The organism is Nonomuraea sp. PA05, assembly GCF_008086045.1.
In the GTDB taxonomy this organism is placed as follows: domain Bacteria; phylum Actinomycetota; class Actinomycetes; order Streptosporangiales; family Streptosporangiaceae; genus Nonomuraea; species Nonomuraea monospora.
Genome location: NZ_VSEY01000022.1, coordinates 151,610 through 172,791, shown reverse-complemented (window position 1 = coordinate 172,791; position 21,182 = coordinate 151,610). Strand labels below are relative to the sequence as shown.

19 protein-coding genes are annotated in these 21,182 nt (G+C 72.9%); 6 read left to right on the top strand and 13 right to left on the bottom strand.

The genetic code is table 11. The annotated features are described in order from the left end of the window. Positions 1-15: 15 nt before the first annotated feature. A complete protein-coding gene (locus tag FXF51_RS32190) occupies positions 16-834 on the bottom strand; it encodes a nucleotidyltransferase domain-containing protein (protein ID WP_148438444.1) in 819 nt (272 codons plus the stop codon). A gap of 99 nt (positions 835-933) precedes the next feature. Here FXF51_RS32190 and FXF51_RS32185 point away from each other — a divergent pair, with 99 nt between their 5' ends. The 4 genes from FXF51_RS32185 to FXF51_RS32170 are packed head-to-tail and all read left to right on the top strand — an operon-like array spanning position 934 to position 4,026. Beyond that, positions 934-2,169: an RNA polymerase sigma factor gene (locus FXF51_RS32185; protein WP_187414682.1), complete on the top strand. Its 1,236-nt coding sequence runs from the start codon at positions 934-936 to the stop codon at positions 2,167-2,169. A 31-nt stretch (positions 2,170-2,200) separates the two neighbouring features. Beyond that, positions 2,201-2,794, top strand: coding sequence for an ArsR/SmtB family transcription factor (locus tag FXF51_RS32180; protein ID WP_187414681.1), 594 nt, complete (start codon positions 2,201-2,203; stop codon positions 2,792-2,794). Between the two features lies 1 nt (position 2,795). Continuing rightward, entirely contained in the window at positions 2,796-3,509 is a 714-nt protein-coding gene (locus FXF51_RS32175) for an SRPBCC family protein (protein WP_187414680.1), read from the top strand. Between the two features lie 19 nt (positions 3,510-3,528). Next, a complete protein-coding gene (locus tag FXF51_RS32170; RefSeq protein ID WP_262379985.1) occupies positions 3,529-4,026 on the top strand; it encodes a metallophosphoesterase family protein in 498 nt (165 codons plus the stop codon). Here the strand turns inward: FXF51_RS32170 and FXF51_RS32165 are convergent. Next, positions 4,016-5,050, bottom strand: a complete 1,035-nt coding sequence (locus FXF51_RS32165) for an ABC transporter substrate-binding protein (RefSeq protein WP_148438442.1) — start codon at positions 5,048-5,050, stop codon at positions 4,016-4,018. The two genes, FXF51_RS32170 and FXF51_RS32165, sit on opposite strands and share 11 nt — an antisense overlap. Positions 5,051-5,308: 258 nt before the next feature. On the opposite strand from FXF51_RS32165, the gene FXF51_RS32160 reads away from it, so the two are divergent. Beyond that, positions 5,309-6,607: an FAD-binding oxidoreductase gene (locus FXF51_RS32160; protein ID WP_148438441.1), complete on the top strand. Its 1,299-nt coding sequence runs from the start codon at positions 5,309-5,311 to the stop codon at positions 6,605-6,607. Here the strand turns inward: FXF51_RS32160 and FXF51_RS32155 are convergent. From FXF51_RS32155 to FXF51_RS32135, 5 genes are all read right to left on the bottom strand, one after another. Further along, positions 6,559-7,116: a hypothetical protein gene (locus tag FXF51_RS32155; protein WP_148438440.1), complete on the bottom strand. Its 558-nt coding sequence runs from the start codon at positions 7,114-7,116 to the stop codon at positions 6,559-6,561. The genes FXF51_RS32160 and FXF51_RS32155 overlap by 49 nt on opposite strands. A gap of 13 nt (positions 7,117-7,129) precedes the next feature. After that, a complete protein-coding gene (locus tag FXF51_RS32150; protein ID WP_148438439.1) occupies positions 7,130-8,218 on the bottom strand; it encodes a nitric oxide synthase oxygenase in 1,089 nt (362 codons plus the stop codon). Next, positions 8,215-9,489, bottom strand: coding sequence for an MFS transporter (locus FXF51_RS32145; protein ID WP_148438438.1), 1,275 nt, complete (start codon positions 9,487-9,489; stop codon positions 8,215-8,217). The genes FXF51_RS32150 and FXF51_RS32145 overlap by 4 nt, the downstream gene beginning before the upstream one ends. A 178-nt stretch (positions 9,490-9,667) precedes the next feature. After that, positions 9,668-10,825, bottom strand: coding sequence for a HesA/MoeB/ThiF family protein (locus tag FXF51_RS32140; RefSeq protein WP_148438437.1), 1,158 nt, complete (start codon positions 10,823-10,825; stop codon positions 9,668-9,670). 121 nt (positions 10,826-10,946) lie between these two features. Then, positions 10,947-13,085, bottom strand: a complete 2,139-nt coding sequence (locus FXF51_RS32135; RefSeq protein ID WP_148438436.1) for a prolyl oligopeptidase family serine peptidase — start codon at positions 13,083-13,085, stop codon at positions 10,947-10,949. A 333-nt stretch (positions 13,086-13,418) separates the two neighbouring features. Here FXF51_RS32135 and FXF51_RS32130 point away from each other — a divergent pair, with 333 nt between their 5' ends. After that, positions 13,419-15,620: an AfsR/SARP family transcriptional regulator gene (locus FXF51_RS32130; RefSeq protein ID WP_187414679.1), complete on the top strand. Its 2,202-nt coding sequence runs from the start codon at positions 13,419-13,421 to the stop codon at positions 15,618-15,620. A gap of 8 nt (positions 15,621-15,628) precedes the next feature. On the opposite strand, the gene aztD is transcribed toward FXF51_RS32130, so the two are convergent. The 6 genes from aztD to FXF51_RS32100 form a co-directional block, all read right to left on the bottom strand. Next, positions 15,629-16,807, bottom strand: coding sequence for a zinc metallochaperone AztD (gene aztD / locus FXF51_RS32125; RefSeq protein ID WP_148438434.1), 1,179 nt, complete (start codon positions 16,805-16,807; stop codon positions 15,629-15,631). 31 nt (positions 16,808-16,838) lie between these two features. Further along, positions 16,839-17,753: a zinc ABC transporter substrate-binding protein AztC gene (gene aztC, locus FXF51_RS32120; protein ID WP_148438497.1), complete on the bottom strand. Its 915-nt coding sequence runs from the start codon at positions 17,751-17,753 to the stop codon at positions 16,839-16,841. 76 nt (positions 17,754-17,829) lie between these two features. Continuing rightward, a complete protein-coding gene (locus tag FXF51_RS32115) occupies positions 17,830-18,987 on the bottom strand; it encodes a hypothetical protein (RefSeq protein ID WP_148438433.1) in 1,158 nt (385 codons plus the stop codon). Beyond that, positions 18,984-19,826 (bottom strand): zinc ABC transporter permease AztB, encoded by an 843-nt coding sequence (gene aztB, locus FXF51_RS32110; protein ID WP_148438432.1) that lies wholly within the window; start codon positions 19,824-19,826, stop codon positions 18,984-18,986. Before aztB ends, FXF51_RS32115 begins: the two co-directional genes overlap by 4 nt. 104 nt (positions 19,827-19,930) lie before the next feature. Beyond that, entirely contained in the window at positions 19,931-20,500 is a 570-nt protein-coding gene (locus tag FXF51_RS32105) for a hypothetical protein (RefSeq protein WP_148438431.1), read from the bottom strand. Positions 20,501-20,622: 122 nt separating this feature from the next. Continuing rightward, entirely contained in the window at positions 20,623-21,168 is a 546-nt protein-coding gene (locus tag FXF51_RS32100; protein ID WP_148438430.1) for a hypothetical protein, read from the bottom strand. Positions 21,169-21,182 lie beyond the last annotated feature (14 nt).

Genomic DNA, 21,182 nt, shown 5'->3' with positions numbered 1-21,182 from the left:
TGGAAGACCCGCGTGTCATGCACCGCAGGCGGCGCGGACGTCGGCGATCAGCCCGGCCGCCGCGTCGATGGTGCGGCCGATCTCCCCGGCCGTGCTCCCGACGCCCGCGAGCAGCGCCTGCGCCCGTTCCGCGAAGTTCTCCGGCGCTGACGGCAGCCGGCCGGCGGAGGCGACCATGCCCTTCTCGTTGATCAGCCACGCCCCGCCGGCCGCGTGCAGCGCCTGGCAGGCCACGCCGACCGCCCGGAACAGCGCCCCCGCCGCGTACGCCGGGTCGCGGCCGGCGGCGCCGTACCGGGCGATGGTGAGGGCGAAGTCGCACTCCCACAGCCCCGCGATCAGCGCCTCCCGCAGGGCGGACGGGTAGTGCGCCGCCTCCTCACGCAGGGCGGCGAGCTCGCCCGACGGGTCGGCGAGCACCTGGCAGAGCGCCACCTCCCCGGCGTAGGCGTGCGAGTAGAAGCCGAGCGGGTGACCGGCCTGGACGCCGATCTCGTAGCGGCCCGCCCGGCAGTCCTGCCAGACCCGGTGCACGCGGTCGAGGTCGCGGTAGATCCAGTCCACCCGGTGGCCGTCCACGGTGAGCCAGCCGCCGCCGTCCACCCAGGGGCCCCAGCCGCCGGGCTCCGTCACGTCGGTGTCCTGGCCGGTCACCTCCCGTGCGAGGGTCCGCAGCGCGGCGACGTCGAGCCGGTCGCGGTAGTAGAGGCCGAGGTCGATGTCGCTGTCGGGGCGGTGGGTGCCGCGGGCTCGGCTGCCGCCGAGGACGACGGCCACCACCCCGGGGACCGCGAGCAGCCGGTCGGCGATGGCGTGAAGATCGGGCTCCTGCACGGCACGAGCCTAGCGAGGCGGCGGTGATCGGCCTGAGGCGGCGGCCGCCCCTAGGATGAGGGACATGCTGACGATCAGGACGTCGCCGGCGGCGCTTTGATGGCGGTCGCCGTCGAGGGGCTGCTGCGGGAGCTGGCGCCGCAGGTGCTGGGCACGCTGGTACGCCGCTACGAGCAGTTCGACATGTGCGAGGACGCCGTGCAGGAGGCGCTGCTCGACGCGTCCGTGCAGTGGCCGAGGGACGGCGTGCCGGACAACCCGCGCGGCTGGCTGGTCACCGTGGCCGCGCGGCGGGTCGTCGACCACGTGCGCAGCGAGCACGCGCGCCGGCGGCGCGAGGAGAGCGTGGCGGTCGGCGTGGCGGCCGACGAGCTGCTGGCGCCGGCGCCGGGCGAGGAGCGGTCGGGCGATCATGACGACACGCTGACGCTGCTGTTCCTGTGCTGCCATCCGGCCCTGTCGGTGACCTCGCAGCTGGCGCTGACGCTGCGGGCGGTGGGCGGGCTGACGACGGCGCAGATCGCCGGCGCGTTCCTGGTGCCCGAGGCGACGATGGGGCAGCGCATCAGCCGGGCCAAGCAGCGGATCAAGGCCACCGGGGCGGAGTTCAGGATGCCGCCGGAGGGCGAGCGGGACGAGCGGCTGCGGGTGGTGCTGCACGTGCTGTACCTGATCTTCAACGAGGGTTACACGGCCACGTCGGGGCCGGAGCTGCACCGGGCGGAGCTGACGGGTGAGGCGATCCGGCTGACCAGGGCGGTGCTGCGGCTGCTGCCCGGCGACGGGGAGATCATGGGGCTGCTGGCGCTCATGCTGCTCACCGAGGCGCGCCGCCCCGCCCGTACGGACGCGGGCGGGCGGCTGATCCCCCTGGCCGAGCAGGACCGCGGCCTGTGGGACCGGCGGCTGGTGGCGGAGGGGGTGGAGCTGGTCACCAAGGCACTGTCCTCGACGGCGGTGGGGCCTTACCAGCTCCAGGCGGCCATCGCGGCCGTGCACGACGAGGCGCCGGCCGCCGGGGAGACGGACTGGCCACAGATCCTGGCGCTGTACGGGGTGCTGGCGGGCATCGAGGACAACCCGGTCGTCCGGCTCAACCAGGCGGTGGCCACGGCCATGGTGCACGGGCCGCGCGCGGGGCTCGGCGTGCTCGGCGAGCTGGCCGGCGACGAGCGGATGGCCGGGCATCACCGGCTGGCGGCCGTGCGGGCGCACCTGCTGGAGATGGACGGCGACGCGGAGGGGGCGGTGGCCGCGTACCGGGAGGCCGCGCGGCTGACCACGAGCCTGCCCGAGCAGCGCTACCTGGAGGAGCGGGCGGCCCGCCTGTCTTGACAATGATTTTTTTCGGTGCCATCGTTCCCCCATGGACGAAGTGGCCGTGATCGAGGACGCCGCCGCGGCCGAGGCCTCCCTCGACCCGATGCGGTCGAGGCTGCTGGCCGAGCTGGTGCAGCCGGGCTCGGCCACCTCGCTGGCGGCCAAGGTCGGGCTGGCCAGGCAGAAGGTCAACTACCATCTGCGCACGCTGGAGCGCCACGGCCTGGTGGAGCTGGTCGAGGAGCGCAAGAAGGGCAACGTCACCGAGCGCGTCATGCAGGCGACGGCGGCCTCGTTCGTCATCTCCCCCACTGCGCTGGCCGCCGTGCAGCCCGATCCCGCCAGGTCGCCCGACCGGCTGTCGGCCCGCTGGCTGCTGGCGCTGGCGGCGCAGCTCGTCCGCGACGTCGGCACGCTCATCACCGGCGCGGCGAAGGCGCAGAAGCGGGTGGCGACGTTCGCCATCGACGGCGAGGTGCGCTTCGCGTCGGCGGCCGACCGGGCGGCGTTCGCCGAGGAGCTGGCCCAGTGCGTCACCGCGCTGGTCGGGAAATATCACGACGAGTCCGCTGCGGGCGGGCGCGATCACCGGCTGATCGTCGCCGTCCACCCCTCCGTGAACGGCAAGAAGGAGCACTGAGGTGGGCCGCGACTTCGAGCTGCCGATGGAGGCCACGGTCGGCGCCACCCCCGAGGAGGTCTGGGACGCCATCTCGACGGGGCCGGGCATCGACTCCTGGTTCATGGGCCGCACCGAGGTGGCCGAGGGGGTCGTGCGCACCGCGTTCGGCGCGTTCGACCTGCCGCCGTCCACCGTCACCGCCGCCGAGCCGCTCCGCCACCTCGCCCACTCCAGCGACAAGGCGGACGACGGGCGGTTCGTCGCCTACGAGTTCCTGATCGAGGGCCGGGAGCGGGGCAGCACCCTGATCCGCATGGTGACCAGCGGGTTCCTGCCGGGGGACGACTGGCAGGACGAGTTCGAGGCGATGTCCAGGGGCCTGGGGCTGTACTTCGCGACGCTGGTGGAGTACCTCGGCCACTTCGCGGGACGGGCGGCGACGCCGGTCACCGAGTTCGGGCCGCCGGTCTCCGACTGGGCGGACGCCTGGGAGCGGCTGTACGCCGCCGCCGGCGGGGTGCCCGCCGTGGGCGAACGGGTGGAGATCGGCGGTGTCGAGGGCGTCGTGTACCACCGCGACTCCCAGACGCTCGGGGTCCGCTCCGGGGCGGCCATGTACCGGTTCATGCAGGGGTTCGGCGGGACCATGATCGCCTCGCATCTGCTGTTCGAGGGCGGGGAGGGGCAGGGGCCGCGGTGGCGGGCGTGGCTCGAGGAGCTCTACGCCGGGTGAGAGTGCCCGTGGAGCGGGCATGGGTGACGGGGTGAAGGTCGTCGCCATCTCCGACACGCACGCGCCGAGGCGCTGGCACGGGTGCCCGCCCCGGGTGGCCGAGCATCTGCGCGGCGCGGACGTGATCCTGCACGCGGGCGACGTCTGCGTGCCGTCGGTGCTGGCCGAGCTGGCCGCGTACGCGCCCGTCCACGTCGTGAAGGGCAACAACGACGGCCAGGACGTGGAGGCGCCGGAGACACTGGAGCTGACCCTGGACGGGCTGCGCGTCGGCATGATCCACGACAGCGGCCCGGCCAAGGGCCGCCTGGCCCGCATGCGGCGCCGCTTCCCGCACGCGGACCTGGTCGTCTTCGGTCACTCGCACATCCCGCTGGACGAGTCGGGCGACGGCCTGCGCATCTTCAACCCGGGCTCCCCCACCGACCGCCGCCGCCAGCCGCACGGCACGCTGGGCCTGCTCACGATCGAGCGCGGCGCCCTGACCGGCGCCGAGATCGTGCCCGTCACTCCTTGACGACGTCGTCGCGCGCCTTGCCCAGCTCGGCCGCCAGCTCCTCCATGACCTTGGCGTAGCCGAGGTAGCTGTAGCGCTCGGCGGCGTGCCACGGGTAGAGCTGGCCGGCCTTGACGGCGGGCAGCTTGGCCCAGGTGGGCTTCTTGGCCATCTCCTCGATCTTCATCGACTGGGAGCGGGCGTCCACGAGGATCACGTCGGCCTGGTACTTGTCAGCGTTCTCCCAGCTCAGCACCTCCCAGAAGCCGCCCTCGCTCTCCGTCGGCCGCTCCGGATGGACGATCTTCAGCCCCAGGTCGTCACCCCAGTACTTGATGTCGGGATGGTCAGGCAGGTAGGCCACGTAGAGGGACTCGGGCGTGCCGGTGATGACCATGACGCTGAGGTCGGGCTTGTCGGTGGCGAGCTTCTTCAGCGCGGCACTGGCGTCCTCGAAGCGCTTCTTGGCCTCGGCCACGGGCGCCGCGTTCAGGTCCGCGCCGAGTGCGGCGGCGAGCTGGCCGTACCTCTCGATGATCTGCACCAGGGGCTTGCCGCTGAGCTGCACGCCGACGCTCGGGGCGATCTGGTCGACCGCCGCGACGGACTGCTCGGGGACGTACCAGAGCGCGTCCTTGACGTACATGCCCGCCACCAGCAGGTCAGGCTGGAGCGCGGCGTACTTCTCGACGTTGAACTCGCCCCACACGTTCCCGATCGACTCCACCTTGGTGATGTCGACCTCGCCCACCTCGGGGTCGCGCCCGCCGTCCTTGAGCTTGTGCGGCCCGAACACCCCGACGGGCCGCACGCCGAAGTCCCACAGCGCGGCGGCGGCGGCCGACTGGGCCACGACGCGCTGGGGGCGCTGCGGCAGGGAGACGTTCTTGCCGCGGTCGTCGGTCCAGGTCCAGGGACCCTGTGACGTGGCAGCCTGCGCGGTGGGAGAGGAGGCGGGCGGCGGGGCCGGCGCACCGCAGGCGCTGACCCCGATCAAGGCGGCGGCGCCGAGGGCGACGAGGGAGCGTCGCGGGAGTTTGGCCATGGGTTCTCCTCATGAGACAGCCTTGTGGTCGGCATATTAGATTAGCCTTACCTAACCCGAAAGTCCCCCCGGTGCGGTACGCGCCCCTGCCACGTACGACGGGCGGCGTAGCCGGGGCGGATACGTCCGGACGATGTGCGACCAGCCCTTCCGCAAGATCCTGGAGACCTTAAGGGCGGCGGTAAGCCGACGGGAACGCGACCGTAAGCGCCCTCCAGCACTCTGATCTCAGACGCAGAGAACAGAAGGGTCAGACAGATGAGCCAGCCGTACATCCTCCAGGACGACATCCGCCTCCCCGGCTTCACCTGCACCGTGCACCTGCCCGGCGACGCCGGCTACGACGAGGCCCGCCGCTCGCTGAACCCCGCCGTGGACTCCCGCCCGGCCCTGATCGCCGAGGCGCAGAGCGCCGCCGACATCCGGATCGCGCTGCTGGCCGCCCGCGCCCACGGCGTCCCGTTCGCGGTCCAGTCCACCGGGCACGGCACGCACGCCCCCTGCGACGGCGGCATCCTCGTCAAGACCTCCCCCATGGCGTCGGTCCTGGTGGACCCGGCCCGCCGGATCGCCCGCGTCGGGCCTGGCGCGCGCTGGAGCGAGGTCATCGCCGCCGCCGCCCCGTTCGGCCTGGCCCCGCTGTCCGGCTCCGCGCCGTCGGTCGGCGTCACCGGCTACACGCTCGGCGGCGGGCTCGGCTGGCTGGCCCGCAAGCACGGGTTCGCCGCCGACAGCGTGCTGCGCGCCGAGGTGCTGCTGGCGGACGGCCGGCAGGTGACCGCGAGCCCCGACAGCCACCCCGAGCTGTTCTGGGCGCTGCGCGGCGGCGGTGGCGGGTTCGGCGTCGTCACCTCGCTGGAGTTCCGGCTCTACCCGGTCTCCGAGGTGTTCGCCGGGTTCGTGTACTTCCCGATCGAGGTGGCGGAGCGGACGCTGAAGGCGTACCGGACCTGGATCGACCAGGCCCCCGACGAGATCAGCACCGCGATCGTGCTCAAGCGCATGCCCGCCGACGAGCAGACCCCGGCCGCGGTGCGCGGCAGGCACGTGGTCATGCTCAAGGTCCTGTACGCCGGAGCGGCCGAGGAGGCCCGGCGGCTGCTCGCGCCACTGTTCCAGGCGGCCGGACCGGCGGTGCTCGACGAGACCCGCACCACCGCCTACGGGGGCGCCGCCATGGGCGGGACGCCGAACCGGCACATGGACATGTTCGACGCCGTGCCCGACGAGGTCGTCTCCGCGCTGGTGCGGGCCGCCGAGCACGCGCAGACGGTCGAGATCAGGCACTGGGGCGGCGCCATGGCACGCCCTGCTTCGGACGCCGGTCCGGTGAGCCACCGCTCCACCAAGCTGTCGGTCATCGTGGACACCGTGGTGCCGGGGCTGGCCGAGGAGCTGCGGCCGCACGCCAACGGCGGGACGTTCCTGAACTTCCTGGCCGACCCGTCGCGGACGGCCGCCGCGTACACCGGGGTGGACTACGGGCGGCTGCGCGAGGTCAAGCGGGCTTACGACCCGGACGGGTTCTTCCGCGTCGGCCACGTCGTCTCCGTCTGAGGTGCCCGGCCGCGTACCCCCGCGCCGTAGGCGTCGGTCGCCTTGTGGATGAGATCGGGCGCGGGGTCGGCCGGCCAGGAGATAATTGAATAGCGTTCTTCGAGATTGAGCCCCGTGCCGTCCACATACGAATCGCGGCCTTTGGCGTGCACGCGCAGACGATAGAAACCCGGGCCTTTCCACGCCAGGTTCGGCAACTTCCGGGGGAGGTCTCCCAGCAGGCCGACCACGTACAGCGAGCCCAGCGTCGATTCGATCGAAAGGTCGACGATCTCCTCCCAGGAGTCGAGATCCAGGGGCGGCTCCTCGTCCGCGAGCTGCACCGTCACCTCCACCTGGCCCATTCCGAGGCCGGTGACGATCATCGCGCCGTCCGGCTCCTCGTCGCCCACCGCGATCAGGCCGTTGGGAAACGCCTCCGGACAGGACGGTCCCGCTTCGTCGTGCGGGCGGATCTCGATCTGGTGGTAGGACAGGTGAATGAATTCCGAAAATAACTCGCCGGTCACCCGAGAGATGCTACTAACGGAAGAAGTTCGGTGAGACCACCGCGGGGTCGTAGGAGTCATGAAAGACCGGTGTGGCCGACGCCGCCGTGGGCGGGATGATCCAGCCCCACTCGGCGTGCACCTCCTCCCCCGCCCGCCGCCGCGCCTGCACGTACCGGTGGAACTGGTCGGCCATCGTGTGGTGATCGAGCATCCGCACCCCCGCCCGCTCGTACGAGGTGAGCACCGCGACGTTCAATTCCGTCAGCGCGCGGTCCTTCCAGAGGCCGCGGTCGTCGCCCGTGGAGAGCCCCAGCCGCCGCGCGATCACCGGCAGCAGGTCGTAGCGGTCGCGGTCGCCGAAGTTCCTGGTGCCGATCTCGGTGCCGACGTACCAGCCGGTGAAGGGCGCGGCGGGATAGGTGACGCCGCCGATCTCCAGCCGCATGTCCGAGACCGTGGGGCAGGAGTACCAGCGCAGCCCCAGCTCGGCGAACCAGGGATGGTCCGGGTGGGTGATCGGCACGTCGGGGCAGGCGTCGGGGGGCAGGTCGTGGCGGGTCAGGTCGCCGCGGGAGTCGCGGATCAGCACCGGCAGGCGGTCGAAGTCGCCGCCGTCGCCGCGCCAGCCCAGCTCGCGGGCCAGCCGGGTGAGCGCCGTGTTGGCGGGGTCGCCGCGGCGGGTGCCGTCCGGCTGTTCGTAGCCCGCGTACCGGATGAGCTGGGGGCTGACGATGTGGGGCCCCGGGGTGGTGGGGGTGTCGGGCGGGAAGACGGTGATGATCGGGCGGATGGCGCCGCCGTTGTGGGCGCGTGCCAGGTGGGTGGTGAGGGCGGCGGCGATGGCGCCGGGGTGGTGGAGCCTGCGGCAGTCGCGCACCATGAGCGTCTTCCAGTACAGCTTGCCGACGCAGCGGGTGTGGTTGCGCCAGGCGAGCTTGGCGCCCAGGACCAGCTCGGCGGGGGTGTGGCGGTAGGTGCCCGTGCGGGCCAGTTCGTCCAGGACGGCCGCGCGGCGGCGGGCGTGGCGCTCGTGGTCCCAGCCGAGCCACTCCGCGCACTGGCGCAGGAACGACTCGGCCTCCTGGGCGACGACGACGGCCGGCGGGCTGATGACGCTCATGGATCCCCCGAGGTGGTGGGTGCCGGTGCGGCCTGGTCGATGGCGCGCAGCGGCGACAGGGCCGTGGCGACGGCGACCGCCGTCTGCACGAGGGCCGCGCACAGGAACAACATCCGCCCCGGCCCGCCCCACCCCGCCAGCGCGCCGCCGACCACCGCACCGCCGGCCAGGGCGCCGATCGGGATGGTCGCGTAGGCCGCGGCCCTGCTCACCGAGGTGACGCGGCCGATGGCGTCGGCGGGCACGACGGTCTGGCGGGCGGTGAACCAGGACACCACGATCACCGACGTGGCCACGCCCTCCACGGCCCAGGCCGCCGCGATCACCCACACGGCGGGCAGCGCCACGGGCAGGGCCATGGCCAGCGCCGACAGCGCCATCCCGGCCACGAGCAGCCGCCCGGTGGGGTGGCGGTCGATGAGCCGGGGCGCGGCCAGCGCGCCGAGCACCGCGCCCAGCCCCTGCGCGCCGAACACGACGCCCAGCGCCACGCCGGGCAGGTCCTCCACCTCAAGGACGAGGTAGACGAGGTTGCCTTCGACGACGAAGCCGGCGAAGTTCGCGGCGGCCATGAGCAGGGTGCCCCACCAGATCGGCCTGATGGAGCGGAGGATGCGCAGCCCGTCCACGAAGTCCCTGGCCACGCCGGACAGCTCGGCGCGCACGCCGCCCGCGGGCGTCACCCGCGTGTGCACGTGCGCGATCTGGTAGATGAGCAGCGCCGAGATCGCGAACGTCAGCGCGTTGACCAGCGTCGCCACCGGCACCCCCAGGGCGGCGATGAACGCGGTGCCGACGACCGGCCCGACGAAGCCGAGCGAGCTGTCGACGGTCTGCGTCCAGGCGTTGATCCTGGACAGCCGCTCCTGCGGCACCGTGTCGACGATGAAGCCCTGGAAGGCGGGGAAGTAGAAGGGCCGCACGCTGGCCAGCAGGAAGGCGCACAGGTAGAGCAGCGCCACCGACGGCCGGTCCGCGGCGGCCAGGATCGCGATGACGAGCGCGATGGCGAAGGAGAGGCAGTCGCAGGCGATGAGGATCCTGCGGCGGTCCCACCGGTCCGCGATGACGCCCGCGACCAGCCCGACGACGACGTACGGGATGAACTCCAGCACGTACGCCAGCGCCGCCGACAGCGCGGACCCGGTGATCTGCAGGATCAGCGTGGGAGCGGCGAACCGGTAGATCCAGTCGCCGACCGACGAGACGAGGAACGCGCTGCGCAGCCGGACGCCTTTCTGCCCGGCGGCCACGCGCGATGGCATCCGCATCGGCCGGGCTCAGGAGGGCGGCCGGGCCGCGGCGGAGGAGCTCGAACGTGCCATGGCAGTTGTCCTCCCAGGGGACTGACAGGCGCGGCGGGGAAGGCTCACCCGGGAGGGTAACCGCATGCGGGCCTCCCGGCGAGGGGGTGGGGCGCCCCCGGAGGCGCCCCACCGGGCGGGCGGTTCAGAACGGCAGGGGGCCGAGGTCGCCGGCCAGCCATTCCAGGCTGGGCTTCGGCCGCGCGTCGCCGCACGCCGCGCAGCGCGGGTCGCGTTTCCACGACTCGGCCTCGCGCAGGCGGGGGTCGTGGAAGGTCATCTCCAGCATCCGGCCCACCGACAGCGGCGGGGAGACTCGGCTGGCGATGCGCACCATCTCGGCGACCAGGAAGCCCGCGCCGAACAGCACGAGGCCGTTGAAGGCGGCGGTGTCCTCGCCGAACGTGCCGCCCTCCCTGTCGATCTCGTCGAGCACGTTCATCACGGTCAGGGAGGTGGGGTCGCTGCCGCGGACCTGGTCGTACCAGCATTCGACGCAGCCGGACACGCCGGGCACGACCGTGTAGTGCAGGGCCCGCTGGGTGTCCACGCCGCCCACGATGAGCGCCGTGCCCGCCCGTACGCAGCCCTCGTTCAGCCAGTGCGCGATGTGCACCTTGGGGCGGTCCACCACGGCGATGACGATGTCGCGGTCGCGGACGACCTCGTACACGTCGTCGCCGGACATCAGCCTGCGCTGCACCGGGTCGATCCGCACGGCGCTGTTGAGCGCGCGCGCCCGCTCGGCGGCCACCTCCACCTTGACCCGGCCCACGTACGGCTCGCCGTAGAGGATCTGACGGTTGAAGTTCGACAGCTCGATCCGGTCGAAGTCGACGATCCTGATGTCCTCGAACCCGATGGCGACCAGGTCGATCAGCGCGTGGCTGCCGATCCCGCCGACGCCGAGCACGGCGACGCGGGCGTCGCGGATGCGGCGCTGGAAGTCGTACTTGGAGGCGTGCAGCGAGGCGTAGGTCTCGAAGAAGCCCAGGTTGTTGGACCAGCGCTCGCGGGAGAGCTGGTCGAAGTCGTCGCCGGGGTCGTCCGCGCTCTGGATCAGGCGGAGCCCGTCGAGCTCGCCGATGGCCTCGCGCACGTCGTCCACCGTCACGTCGGGGTGCACGGCCCGCAGGTCGCGGTGGACCTCCTCGGGGGTGCGCGTGCCGTCCAGCAGGGACAGCAGCCTGCTGACCCGGCCGTCGGCGTCCTCCAGCGAGGTCAGCTCGCCGCCCAGCCTGAAGTGCACCGACCCCTCGGCGATGAAGTAGGGGATGCTCGTCTTGAGCACGGGATGAGTCATGACAGTCCTTCACAGATTCGGCCCGAGGGGGGTGGGGCGCCCCTGAGGACGCCCCACCTGCAACGGAATCAGCCCTTCTGGGCACCACCGGCGACGCTGTACCGCTTGGTCGACTTCTTGATCATGGAAGTTCACCTCCTCTCGGTTCGGTCGGGGTGATGCTCGCGAGCCCCAGCTCGTGGGCGAAGAACGCGAGCACGTCTGCGAAGTAGGACAACCGGCCGGTGCGGCCCCGCTCGCCGTGCCCCGCGCCCGCCTCGTGACGCAGCAGCACGGGCCGCCGCGAGGTGGTGGCGAACTGCAGCGCGGCGGTCATCTTCCGCGCGTGCAGCGGGTCGACGCGGGTGTCCTCGGCGAAGGCCGACAGCAGGACGGCCGGGTACGGGGTGCCGGGCACGACCCGGTGGTAGGGCGAGTAGCCGAGCAGCCAGCCGAGCTCCTCCGGGCTCTCGCGGCTGCCGAACTCCTCGCGCCAGTGCTCGCCGAGGCCGGTCAGCTCGTACCTGGCCATGTCGAGCAGCGGCGCCGAGCAGGCGACGGCGGCGAACTGGTCAGGGCGCTGTGTCGCCGCGGCGCCCGCGAGCAGGCCTCCCGCGCTGGTCCCGAAGGCGCCCAGGCGGTCGGGGGTGGTGTGCCCGGCCGCCACCAGGTGGCCGGCCGCGGCGAGGAAGTCGTCGATGCCGCGCTGCTTGTGCTCGCGGCGGCCGGCGTGGTGCCAGGCCTCGCCGTTCTCGCCGCCGCCGCGCACGCACGCGACGGCGAACAGGCCGCCCCGCCCGGCCCAGGCCAGGGCCGCGGCGTAGTAGTCGGCGATGCGCGGCTCCCCGAAGGCGCCGTACCCCTCGATGATCGCAGGCAGCGGCCCGGCCCGGTGCCAGGACGGGGCGAGCAGGAGGATCCGCACGGGCGTGCCGTCGGGGGCGGCGCACACCGTCTGGGACGCCCTGACCGGCGGGGTGACCGGGGCCGGGCTGCGGCGCCACGGCGTGCTGGCCCCGGTGCGGGCCTGGTAGCGGTAGACGGTCTCGGGGGTGACGCGGTCGGAGTACTCGTAGCAGGCCTCGTCGCCCTGCCCACCGGGGGCCAGCTCCGTGACGATGCCGGGGCCGGGCAGCTCGATCTGGCCCAGGAGCCCGCCGGTGGCCGGGTCGTGCCGGGTCACCGCGCCGCGGCCGGCGATCGTCCAGTGGACCAGCAGCAGGCCGTCGAGCACCGCGAACCCGTCCAGCACCGCCTCGGGATCCTCCGGGATCAGCGGGCGCGGCCTCATCTCGCCGCGCTCGGGCGGGCCGGCCACGAGGAGCCGGCCGCGGGGCGCGCCGGCATCGGTCAGCAGGTACAGGCGGCCGCCGGGCGCGGGCCAGGCGGAGGTCCACCCGTCCTCCGGCAGCGGCAGCCTGCGCAGAACGGGCCTGTCGGCGGGGCTCTCGCGCAGGTCGGCCACCCACACCTCGTTGGCCGCCGACAGCCCGGAGGCCACCTGGACGACCAGCAGCCGCCCGTCCTGCCCGACCAGCGCGTCCAGTTCGGCCGTACGGTCGGAGCCCGCGCCGAGGATCACCGTGTCCGCCCTGGCGCTCTCCCCCACCCGGTGCAGGCGGAGCTGCGGGCCCGAGCGTTCGTCGTACCTGGTGTAGTAGAAGGCGTCCTGGCCGGGCAGCCACGCGACCGCCGAGTAGCGGCAGCCGTCGATCGGCGCGCCCACGTGCGTCCCGCTCCCCACGTCGAGCACCCGCAGCGTGAACCGCTCCGATCCGCCCACCGCCGTCTGGTAGGCCATCAGCCGGCCGTCGGCGGAGGCGGACCAGTAGCCCAGCACCGTGCGCCGCTCCGGGTCCGCGGTGTCCGGCTCGAACAGAACGCGGTCGCCCTTGCCATCGCCCTTGCCGTCGCTTCTGCTGTCGCTTCCGCCATCGCTTCTGCCGTCGCGCACCATGAGCGCGGGGTGCTCCGCGCCGGGCCGCAGGCAGGTGTAGAACGCGCGCCCACCGCGCCACTGCGGCACCGACAGCCGTTCGAACGAGGTGAGCTGCCGCAGTTCCTTGAACCAGCCGCCGGCCCGCCAGCCGTCCCTGGCGCGGGCGAACAGGTCCGCCTGCGCGGCCAGCCAGTCGCGGGTCTCGGGCGAGTCCGGGTCCTCCAGCCAGCGGTACGGGTCGACCACCTCGTGTCCGGCGATCAGTTCCCGTACGTCGTCCCGCCGGGCGGCTGGGGCGGCGCCCGCGTCCATGATTCCCGACGACCTCGCGACCTCGGACACTGTCCGGCTCCCTCCGTTGCCGTGGTGGCTGGGTGCGTTCCGCTCTGCCACCGAAGCTTCGTCGCGGGGGCTGGACCTGCCGCTGGACCGGGAGCTGGACCCGCCGCTGGATCTGGGGCTGGATCTGTGGCTGGACGTCCCGGTGGTGGCCGCTCTGGCGAGGCGTGCGCCTGTCACACCGAAATTTCCGGATATGTCATGAACTCGGACCCGCGCCCGTCATCCCCACCCGGCCGGACGACGAATGAGGGGGCGTCCCCGGCGGATCAAGACCGGGGCGGTCCGGCCGCACCTCGCGGACAGCGAGACCCGTGTTACTTCTGTGGAGGCGGGATGCCCGAAGGTCAGGAAGTGCGATTCGAGGTGCTGGGGCCGCTGCGCGCCTGGCGTGCGCGTACCAGCCTGGCCCTGGGCTCCGGACGGCGGCGGACCCTGCTGGCGGTCCTGCTCCTGCACGCCAACCGCCCGGTCAGCCGCGACCGGCTCATCGACGAGCTGTGGGGCGGGAACGTTCCCGCGTACGCCGTGAACCTGCTGCAGAAGCACATGTCCAGCCTGCGGGCCTGGCTGGAGCCAGGACGGGCCGGGCGCGGCCCGTCCGGCACGCTGGCCTGGACGGAGGCCGGGTACGTGCTGCGCGTGCCGCCGGGAGGGCTGGACCTGGAGGTGTTCGAGCAGGAGGTGCGCCGCGCCAGGGAGGCGCACGTCGCCGGTGACCTGAGGGGCGCCTCGGACGCGTTCCACGCGGCGCTGCGGCTGTGGCGGGGGCCGGTCTGCGACGGCCTGGGCAGCCCGTTGCTCGACATGGTGCGGGATCAGCTCGCCGAGCGGCGGATCGGGGCGATCGAGGAGTGCATGGAGGTGGACATGGTTCTCGGCGACCAGGCCGACCTGGTCGCCGAGCTGCGCTGGCTGGTGGCGCACCATCCGCTGCGGGAGCGGCTGCACGCGCTGCTCATGCTGGCCCTGTACCGGTCCGGACGGCAGGCGGAGGCGCTGGCCGCCTTCCGCGACGCCCGGCGGCGGCTGCTGGAGGAGCTGGGCGTCGAGCCCACGGCCCCGCTGCAGACCCTGCACCAGCGCATCCTCGCCGCCGACCCGGACCTCATGCCTCTCCCCGACGCTCCTGCCCCGCGGTCCCGTCCCCCCACCGTCACCCCGGCGCAGCTCCCGCACGGAGTACCGCAGTTCGTCGGCCGTCAGGCGGAGCTGGACCGGCTCGACGCCCTGCTGGCCGACGACCGCGCGGGGGCCGTGGTCCTCACCGGCATGGCGGGCGTGGGCAAGACCACCCTGGCGATCCACTGGGCGCGCCGGATCCAGTCCCGCTTCCCCGACGGCCAGCTCTACGTGGACCTGCGCGGATTCGACCCGTCGGGATCCCCGATGGAGCCGGCGGAGGCGATCCAGGGCTTCCTGGACGCGTTCGCCGTCAAGGCGGACCAGCTCCCCGCGGGCGTGCACGCGCGAACCGCCCTGTTCCGCAGCCTGCTGGCGGGCCGCCGGATGCTGATCGTGCTCGACAACGCCAGGGACGCCGGTCAGGTCCGCCCGCTCCTGCCCGGCGCGCCCGGCTGTCTGGCCGTGGTGACCAGCCGGGACCGGCTCACCGGCCTGGTGGCGGTCGAGGGGGCGCACGCGTTCGCCGTGGATCTGCTCCCCAAGCAGGACGCGCGCCTGCTGCTCACCCGCCGCTCGGGCACGGCGCAGGACGGCGCCGCCGACGGAAGCGCGCACCGGCCGGCGGGCGAGGGCACTGGCGAGGGCACTGGCGAGGGCGCGGCGGTGGACGAGATCGTCGCGTTCTGCGGCCGCCTCCCCCTGGCCCTGTCCATCGCGGTCGCCCGCGCCGTCACCAGCCCTCGCCTGCCCATCACCGCCCTGGCCGCGGAGCTGCGCGGCGCCCGCGCCCGCCTGGACCCGTTCGACGGCGGCGAGCAGGCCACGAACGTGCGGGCGGTCTTCTCCTGGTCCTACCGCCTGCTCAGCCCGCCGGCCGCCCGCGTGTTCCGGCTGCTGGGGCTGCATCCAGGCCCGGACTTCACGCCGGCCGCCGCCGCCAGCCTGGCGGGCCTGCCGCCGCGGGACGCCCATCCGCTGGTGGCCGAGCTGGCCAGGACGAACATGCTGTGCGAGCGCGTCCCCGGCCGGTTCGCCCTCCACGGGCTGCTCCGCGCGTACGCGTGCGAGCTGAGCGACGCGAAGGACACCCGCGAGGAGCGGCGGACGACCCTGCACCGCCTGCTCGACCACTACCTGCACAGCGCCCACCTGGCGGGCCGGATCCTGCGGCCCGGCCGGGACGCAGGATCCGGCCTGCGCCCGGCCCTGCCGCTGGTGACGCCGGAGACGCCGATCGGCAGGGACGAGGCGCGCACCTGGTTCACCGCCGAGCACCTGGTGCTGCTCGCGGCGGCCCGGCGGGCGGCGGAGTCCGGTTTCCCGCTGCACGCCAGGCAGCTGACCTGGTCACTGGCGTCGTTCCTGAACCACCGCGGAGGGTGGCGCGTGCAGGTCGCGCCCACCTCCAGGTGAGCCAGGTCTCAGCTCGCGACGCCGCTGAGCTCGTTCGGGGCCTGCGGCAGTGAGGTGCTCTTGGTGACCTTCCCCGAGGCGAAGTCCACGGCGTGCAGCCGCTTGCCCTCCGGGTCGCTCACGTACACGACCTGGCCGCGGACGAAGATGTTCGGCCTGGGCCGCTGCCACTCCAGCGGTTCCGTCCACTCGTCGAGCACCTTGATGGTCCTGACGACCTTCCCCGCGCCCGGGTCGATGACGTGGACGGCCCCGTCGGTCCCGAGGACGAGGGGTTCGCCCTGCGGGCCGCGCGCCAGCGACCGGAACGTGTAGCTGGCGCCCAGGTCCACCAGTTTCAGCTTGCCGGTCGCGGTGTCGATGAGGGAGATCTGGGTGGGGCGTTCCAGCTCGGCGTCCGGGTCCTTCTTGTAGTCGCCGAGGACGACCGGTGACAGGTGGGAGCCGGACTGGTTGCCGATCCTGCCGTACTCGTCCGGGCTGTCGATCTTGGTGATCTTCCCGTCCTTGTAGAGCAGGACGCCGTCCTCGCAGCCGATCACGACCGCCTCGCCCTGGGCGGTGGCCTCGCCGTGGACGCCGGGGCAGTCCTCGTTGCGGGTGATCTCCTTGCGGTCCTTGTCCAGGACGAGGATGCCGGTGCGCTTCTCCTCGGTGCCGATCGTGACGACCAGCTCGCCGTTCTCCAGCTTGATCGCGACGCCGTGGTGGGCGCTGGCGGCCCTGTACACCTCGCCCTGGGGCAGGCCGGCGGCCAGCTCGTCCGGGTCGAAGAGGGTGACCTCGCCGGTGCCGTCCGCGAACAGGACGGTGGTGCCGGCGTGCCGGACCACGTGCCCCGGCTTGGCGCCCTTGAACTCGTCGCTCTTCAGCGTGGCGGAGGCGGCGTCGAGGACGCGGAAGCCGGTCGAGGTGGAGACGAGCACGTGCCGGGCGTCGCCCGCGGGGTTGACGCGGTTGTACCCGGCGAGCGGGATGTCCTGGGCCAGCTCCAGGCTCTGCCCGTCGACGACGTACAGGCCGCCGTCGTAGGTCATCACGACGGGGTCCGTAACCGTCTTCTGCGGGGCCGTCGTCGGAGGCTGCGCGGTCGGGAGCTGCGCGGACGCGGGCTCCTGCGCGGCACCGCAGGCGGTGAGCAGGAGGGCTCCGGCGAGCAGCGTCGCCGGGGCGGCGATCCGGGTCATGGGTGGTGCACCTTTCTGTTGTGAGGGGGTGTCAACGGCCGCTGAGGCCGTCGACGATGGCTTTCGTGTTGCTGCGCACCATGTCGAGGTACGTGGCCGCGCCCGGCGTCCTGCGGCTCAGCGACTCCGAGAACAGGGGGACGACCTCGACGTCCACGCCCGCCTCCAAGGCGAGCACCTGGGTGAGCCGGTCCGGCTGCGAGGAGTCGGCGAAGATCGCCTTGACGCCGGTGCGCCGGATCGCGTCGCTGAGCGACTTCAGGTCCGAGGCGCTCGGCGAGGCCAGCGTGGTGCCACTGGGGATCACCGCGCCGACGACCTCGAAGCCGTACCGCTGGGCGAAGTAGCCGAACACGTGATGGTTGGTCACCAGCCGCCGCGCTCCGGCGGGCACGGTGGCGACCTGCTGCCCGACCCAGGCGTCGAGCTGCTCGACCTGCTCGCGGTACGCCGCGGCGGCTGCCCGCACCGCGCCGGCGTCCACGCCGTCCACTTGGGCGACGACCTGCTCGGCGATGAGGTCCACGGCCTTGGCCACGCGACCGGGATCGGTCCAGAAGTGCGGGTCGGGCTGCCCGGCGCTCTCGTCGGCGGTGAACGTGATCGGGTCGGCCGCCTCCGCCACGGCCAGCGCGGGCACCCCGGCCCGTTTCGCCGCCTCGACGTTGCGCAGCACGCCCTCCTCCAGGCCGAGCCCGTTGTAGACGATCAGGTCGGCGGCCTCGATCCGCGCGGCCTCCTGCGCGGAGACGCCGAACGAGTGCGGGTCGGAGTCCGGCTTCATCAGCACGGTCACCTCCGCCTCGCCGCCGACGACGGCGCGGGTGACGTCGCCGAGGATGTTCGTGGTGACCACGACGCTCGGCGCCGGCCCGCCGCCGGCCGCGCAGCCGGCCGCCGCCGTCGCGACGGCGAGCGCCGCCAGGATTCTGAGCAGGGCGTTCATCATCCGGTCTCCGTCATGTAGGCCTGAGCAGGGCGTTCATCGTCCGGTCTCCGTCATGTAGGCCTCAGCAGGGCGTTCATCGTCCGGTCTCCGTCATGTGGGCGGGGGTGAGGCCGGGCTTGAGCGTCCTGGCGCGCCGGAGCCCGTCGTTGTAGTCGATCTCGTGGACGACCTCGCGTGCCGGGTCGTTGACGTAGGCGCGGGCGGTGTCCACCCGGATGCCTTCCGAGCCCGCCGCCGGGCCGGTGAGCAGCTTCGTCCGCGCCGTCCGCTTGCCGGTGCGGGGATCGTGCGCGTGCAGGACGCCGTCCTGGGTGAGGGACAGGACCGGCGTGTCGTCGCCGGTGGCGTTCACCGCGACGACGGGGCCGGTCTTCAGCAGCCGCCACGTCCTGCCGGTCACGTCCAGCACCCAGACGCCCGCGTCTCCGGCCTTCGCGGCCAGCGTCGCACTACCGGGGCGGTGCCGGAACTCCCGCGCCCGCCCGGCCTCGGGCGTCTCGCCCGGATAGCGGATCTTCACGCCGTCGAACGCTCCGTCCTTCTCGGTGACCAGCAGGGCCCCGTCGGCGCAGCCGAACAGCGCGCCGCGCCGGGTGACCGCCGTCCCCGCCGGGTCCTCGCACCTGCCGACGGTGCTGCCGGGCTCCCCCGTCCTGGCTCTGACCTGCACGGTGTCGTCCTGCGCGGCCAGCAGCCGCTCCCCGTACGGCACCACGGCGTCGGCCTCGAACCGGACGCCCGTCCCGGCCAGCTCGCCCTTGTCCATGCGGGCCCGGTCGAACAGCGTCACCGTGCCGTCGCCCGACCGGACGGCGGTGATCGCCACGTCGCCCGTCACCTCGTACGGCGGCCGTCCCGCGACCGTCCCCAGATCGCGCGCGGCGGCGCGGTAGTAGTGCACGTGGTCGCCGTGATCGACCGTCCACCCGCCGCTGTCGATCACGCGCAGCGCACCCTCGGCAGTGGTGACGAAGGCGTACCGCCCGTCCCCCTCGACCTCTCGCACGCCACCCGCCGCGACCTCGGTCGCCTCGCCGGTGACCAGGTCGTACACCGACGCGCGGGCGTCGCCGTCCGACATGACGAGGCGGAGCTGCGGCTCGGCCGTCTCCTCCGCGCCCTCGACGTACCCGTGCGGAACCGCCGCGTCCTCCACCGCCCTGCCTTCACCCTGCGTGGCACAACCCGTGAGCAGGACCCCCGCCAGGAGAAGGCCGACCGTCCTCCTCAACTCACCGCTCCCGCCACGCGCACAGGCCGCCGCCGCAGGGCATCAGCCAGCGCGGACAGGAAGAACAGCCCGACGGCCACGGCCGCGATGGTGGCGCCGGCCGCCGTGGCCGCGTACCAGGACACGACCAGCCCGGCCACGGTCGAGACGGACCCGATCAGTGCCGCCCCGAGCATGATCGTCGGAATGCGCCGCGCCCACAGCGCGGCGGCGGCCGGCGGCCCGATCAGCAGGCCGAAGACGAGCAGCGTCCCGACGATGTGGAACGACGCCACGATCGCCAGCGTCACCAGCCCGAGCAGCAGGACGTGCGCCAGCCGCGGCCACATGCCGAGGGTGTGGGCCTTGCGCGGGTCGAAGGCGAGCGCGACGAACAGCCGATGCCCGAGCACCGCCACCGCCGCCGTGACCGCCAGCGCCACGCCGAGCCCGGCCAGGTCCTGCCCGGTGACGGCGAGCACGTCGCCGAACAGGAACGCGGTCAGGTCCACCGCGAAGGACTGGGAGTGCGAGACGACGATCACGCCCAGCGACAACATCCCGGCGAACAGCAGGCCGATGCTGGTGTCCTGCGACAGCCGGGTGGAGCGGCTGAGGACGCTCACCCCGTACGCCATGCCGCCCGCACTGAGCAGCGCGCCGACCAGGACGTTCACCCCTGCCAGGGAGGCGAGCGCCACGCCGAGGAGCATCCCGTGCGACATCGCGTCGCCCAGGAAGGCCATGCCGCGCAGCACCACCCAGGTTCCGGCCAGGGCGCAGAGGAGGGAGACGAGGAGGCCCGCCCAGAGCGCTTGCCGGACAAACGACACCTGAAAGGGATCAAACAACCAATCCATGAGAGAGGACTCTATAATGAAAACCGTTGTCGTTTCCAACTGGAGTCCCCAGCGCGCCACCCAGAATCGCGCTCGCACAGGTCACGGCCGTGAGGCCACCCTGATCAGGCCATGTGACCGGCACCCGCCCGCACCTCACACGCCGTCCTCGGCGCGAGCGCGTCTGAGCCGGGGGTGTCCGCGGCGTACGGTCTCCCCACGGTCTCCCCGATGCCGCCGACGAACGGGTGAGAGGCGGCCTCAAGGCCTCTAGACGGCGCGGCGCCGACCTGCTGCTGGACCACGGTGTCGCCGGCGAACAGGCCGGAGGTGACGGTGCCGGTGAGCACGCCGGCCGCGAGGTTGGCGACCAGATTGCCGGAGATCGTTGAGGTCTGGCCGGTGTTCCAGGTGATGGTGAAGGCGAAGGGCCTGGCGGCCAGCAGTTCCAGGCAGGACAGGCCGGAGGAGGTGACGACGGTGTAACGGCTGCCGGAGGTGAGGCCGGGGACGCCGGCCGACACGCACGGCCCGTACTGCTGGTTCGTGGTCGAGGTGACGGTCTGCGGGGATGCCGTCAGGGGCGGGCTGTAGGTGACCGCGACGCTGCTGGGCGGGGTACAGGTGACGTCCAGGGCATCCGCCGAGGCGGGGGTGGGCGGCAGCAGGCCGGCCGTGAGGGGGATCGAGGCCAAGATGGCGAGGATACGGCGGACGCGCATTGGCGATTCCTTGGAGGTGGCGGGCTCCATGGAGGTCGCTCGAATTCCTGTGTCGCGGACGGGGCTTCGTGGTTGCGGACCAGCAGGTGCGCTGCTCACAGGGAGGTGGTGAACTCCAGCATCATGCTGCCGGTATGGCTGGCGACCGGCGCCAGGCCCAGAGTGCACAACGTGATGTTGAGATCCGGGACCGTCACCACCCTCAGCACGGTGTCGCCCGCGAACAGGCCCGAAGTGACTGTGCCGGTGGAGGTGACCACCAGGGCGGCACCGACAAATTCGGCGGTTGTGTTGCCGGAGAAGGTAGAGGTCTGGCCAGTGTTCCACGTGATGGTGCTGGTGAAGCTGCTGGGCTGCAGCAATTCCAGGCAGGAGAGCCCGGCGACCGGGAACTGGCTGCCGGCGCTGCCGGAGGATAGGGCGGGCACGCTGACTGAGACGCAGGGTCCGTACTGATCGGACAGGGTGACGGTGGTGGGCTGTGGGGTCAAGGTCAGCGGGGGGTTGTAGACGGCCGAGGTAGTGCTGGGCGGGGTGCAGGTGACATCCAGCACCCCTGCGGAGGCAGGGGCGGAAGCCAGCAGGACGGCGCCCAGGACGACGGCCAGCGGAAGGGCGAGCGCGCGCAAGAGTCGGGACATGAACGGTCTCCGTT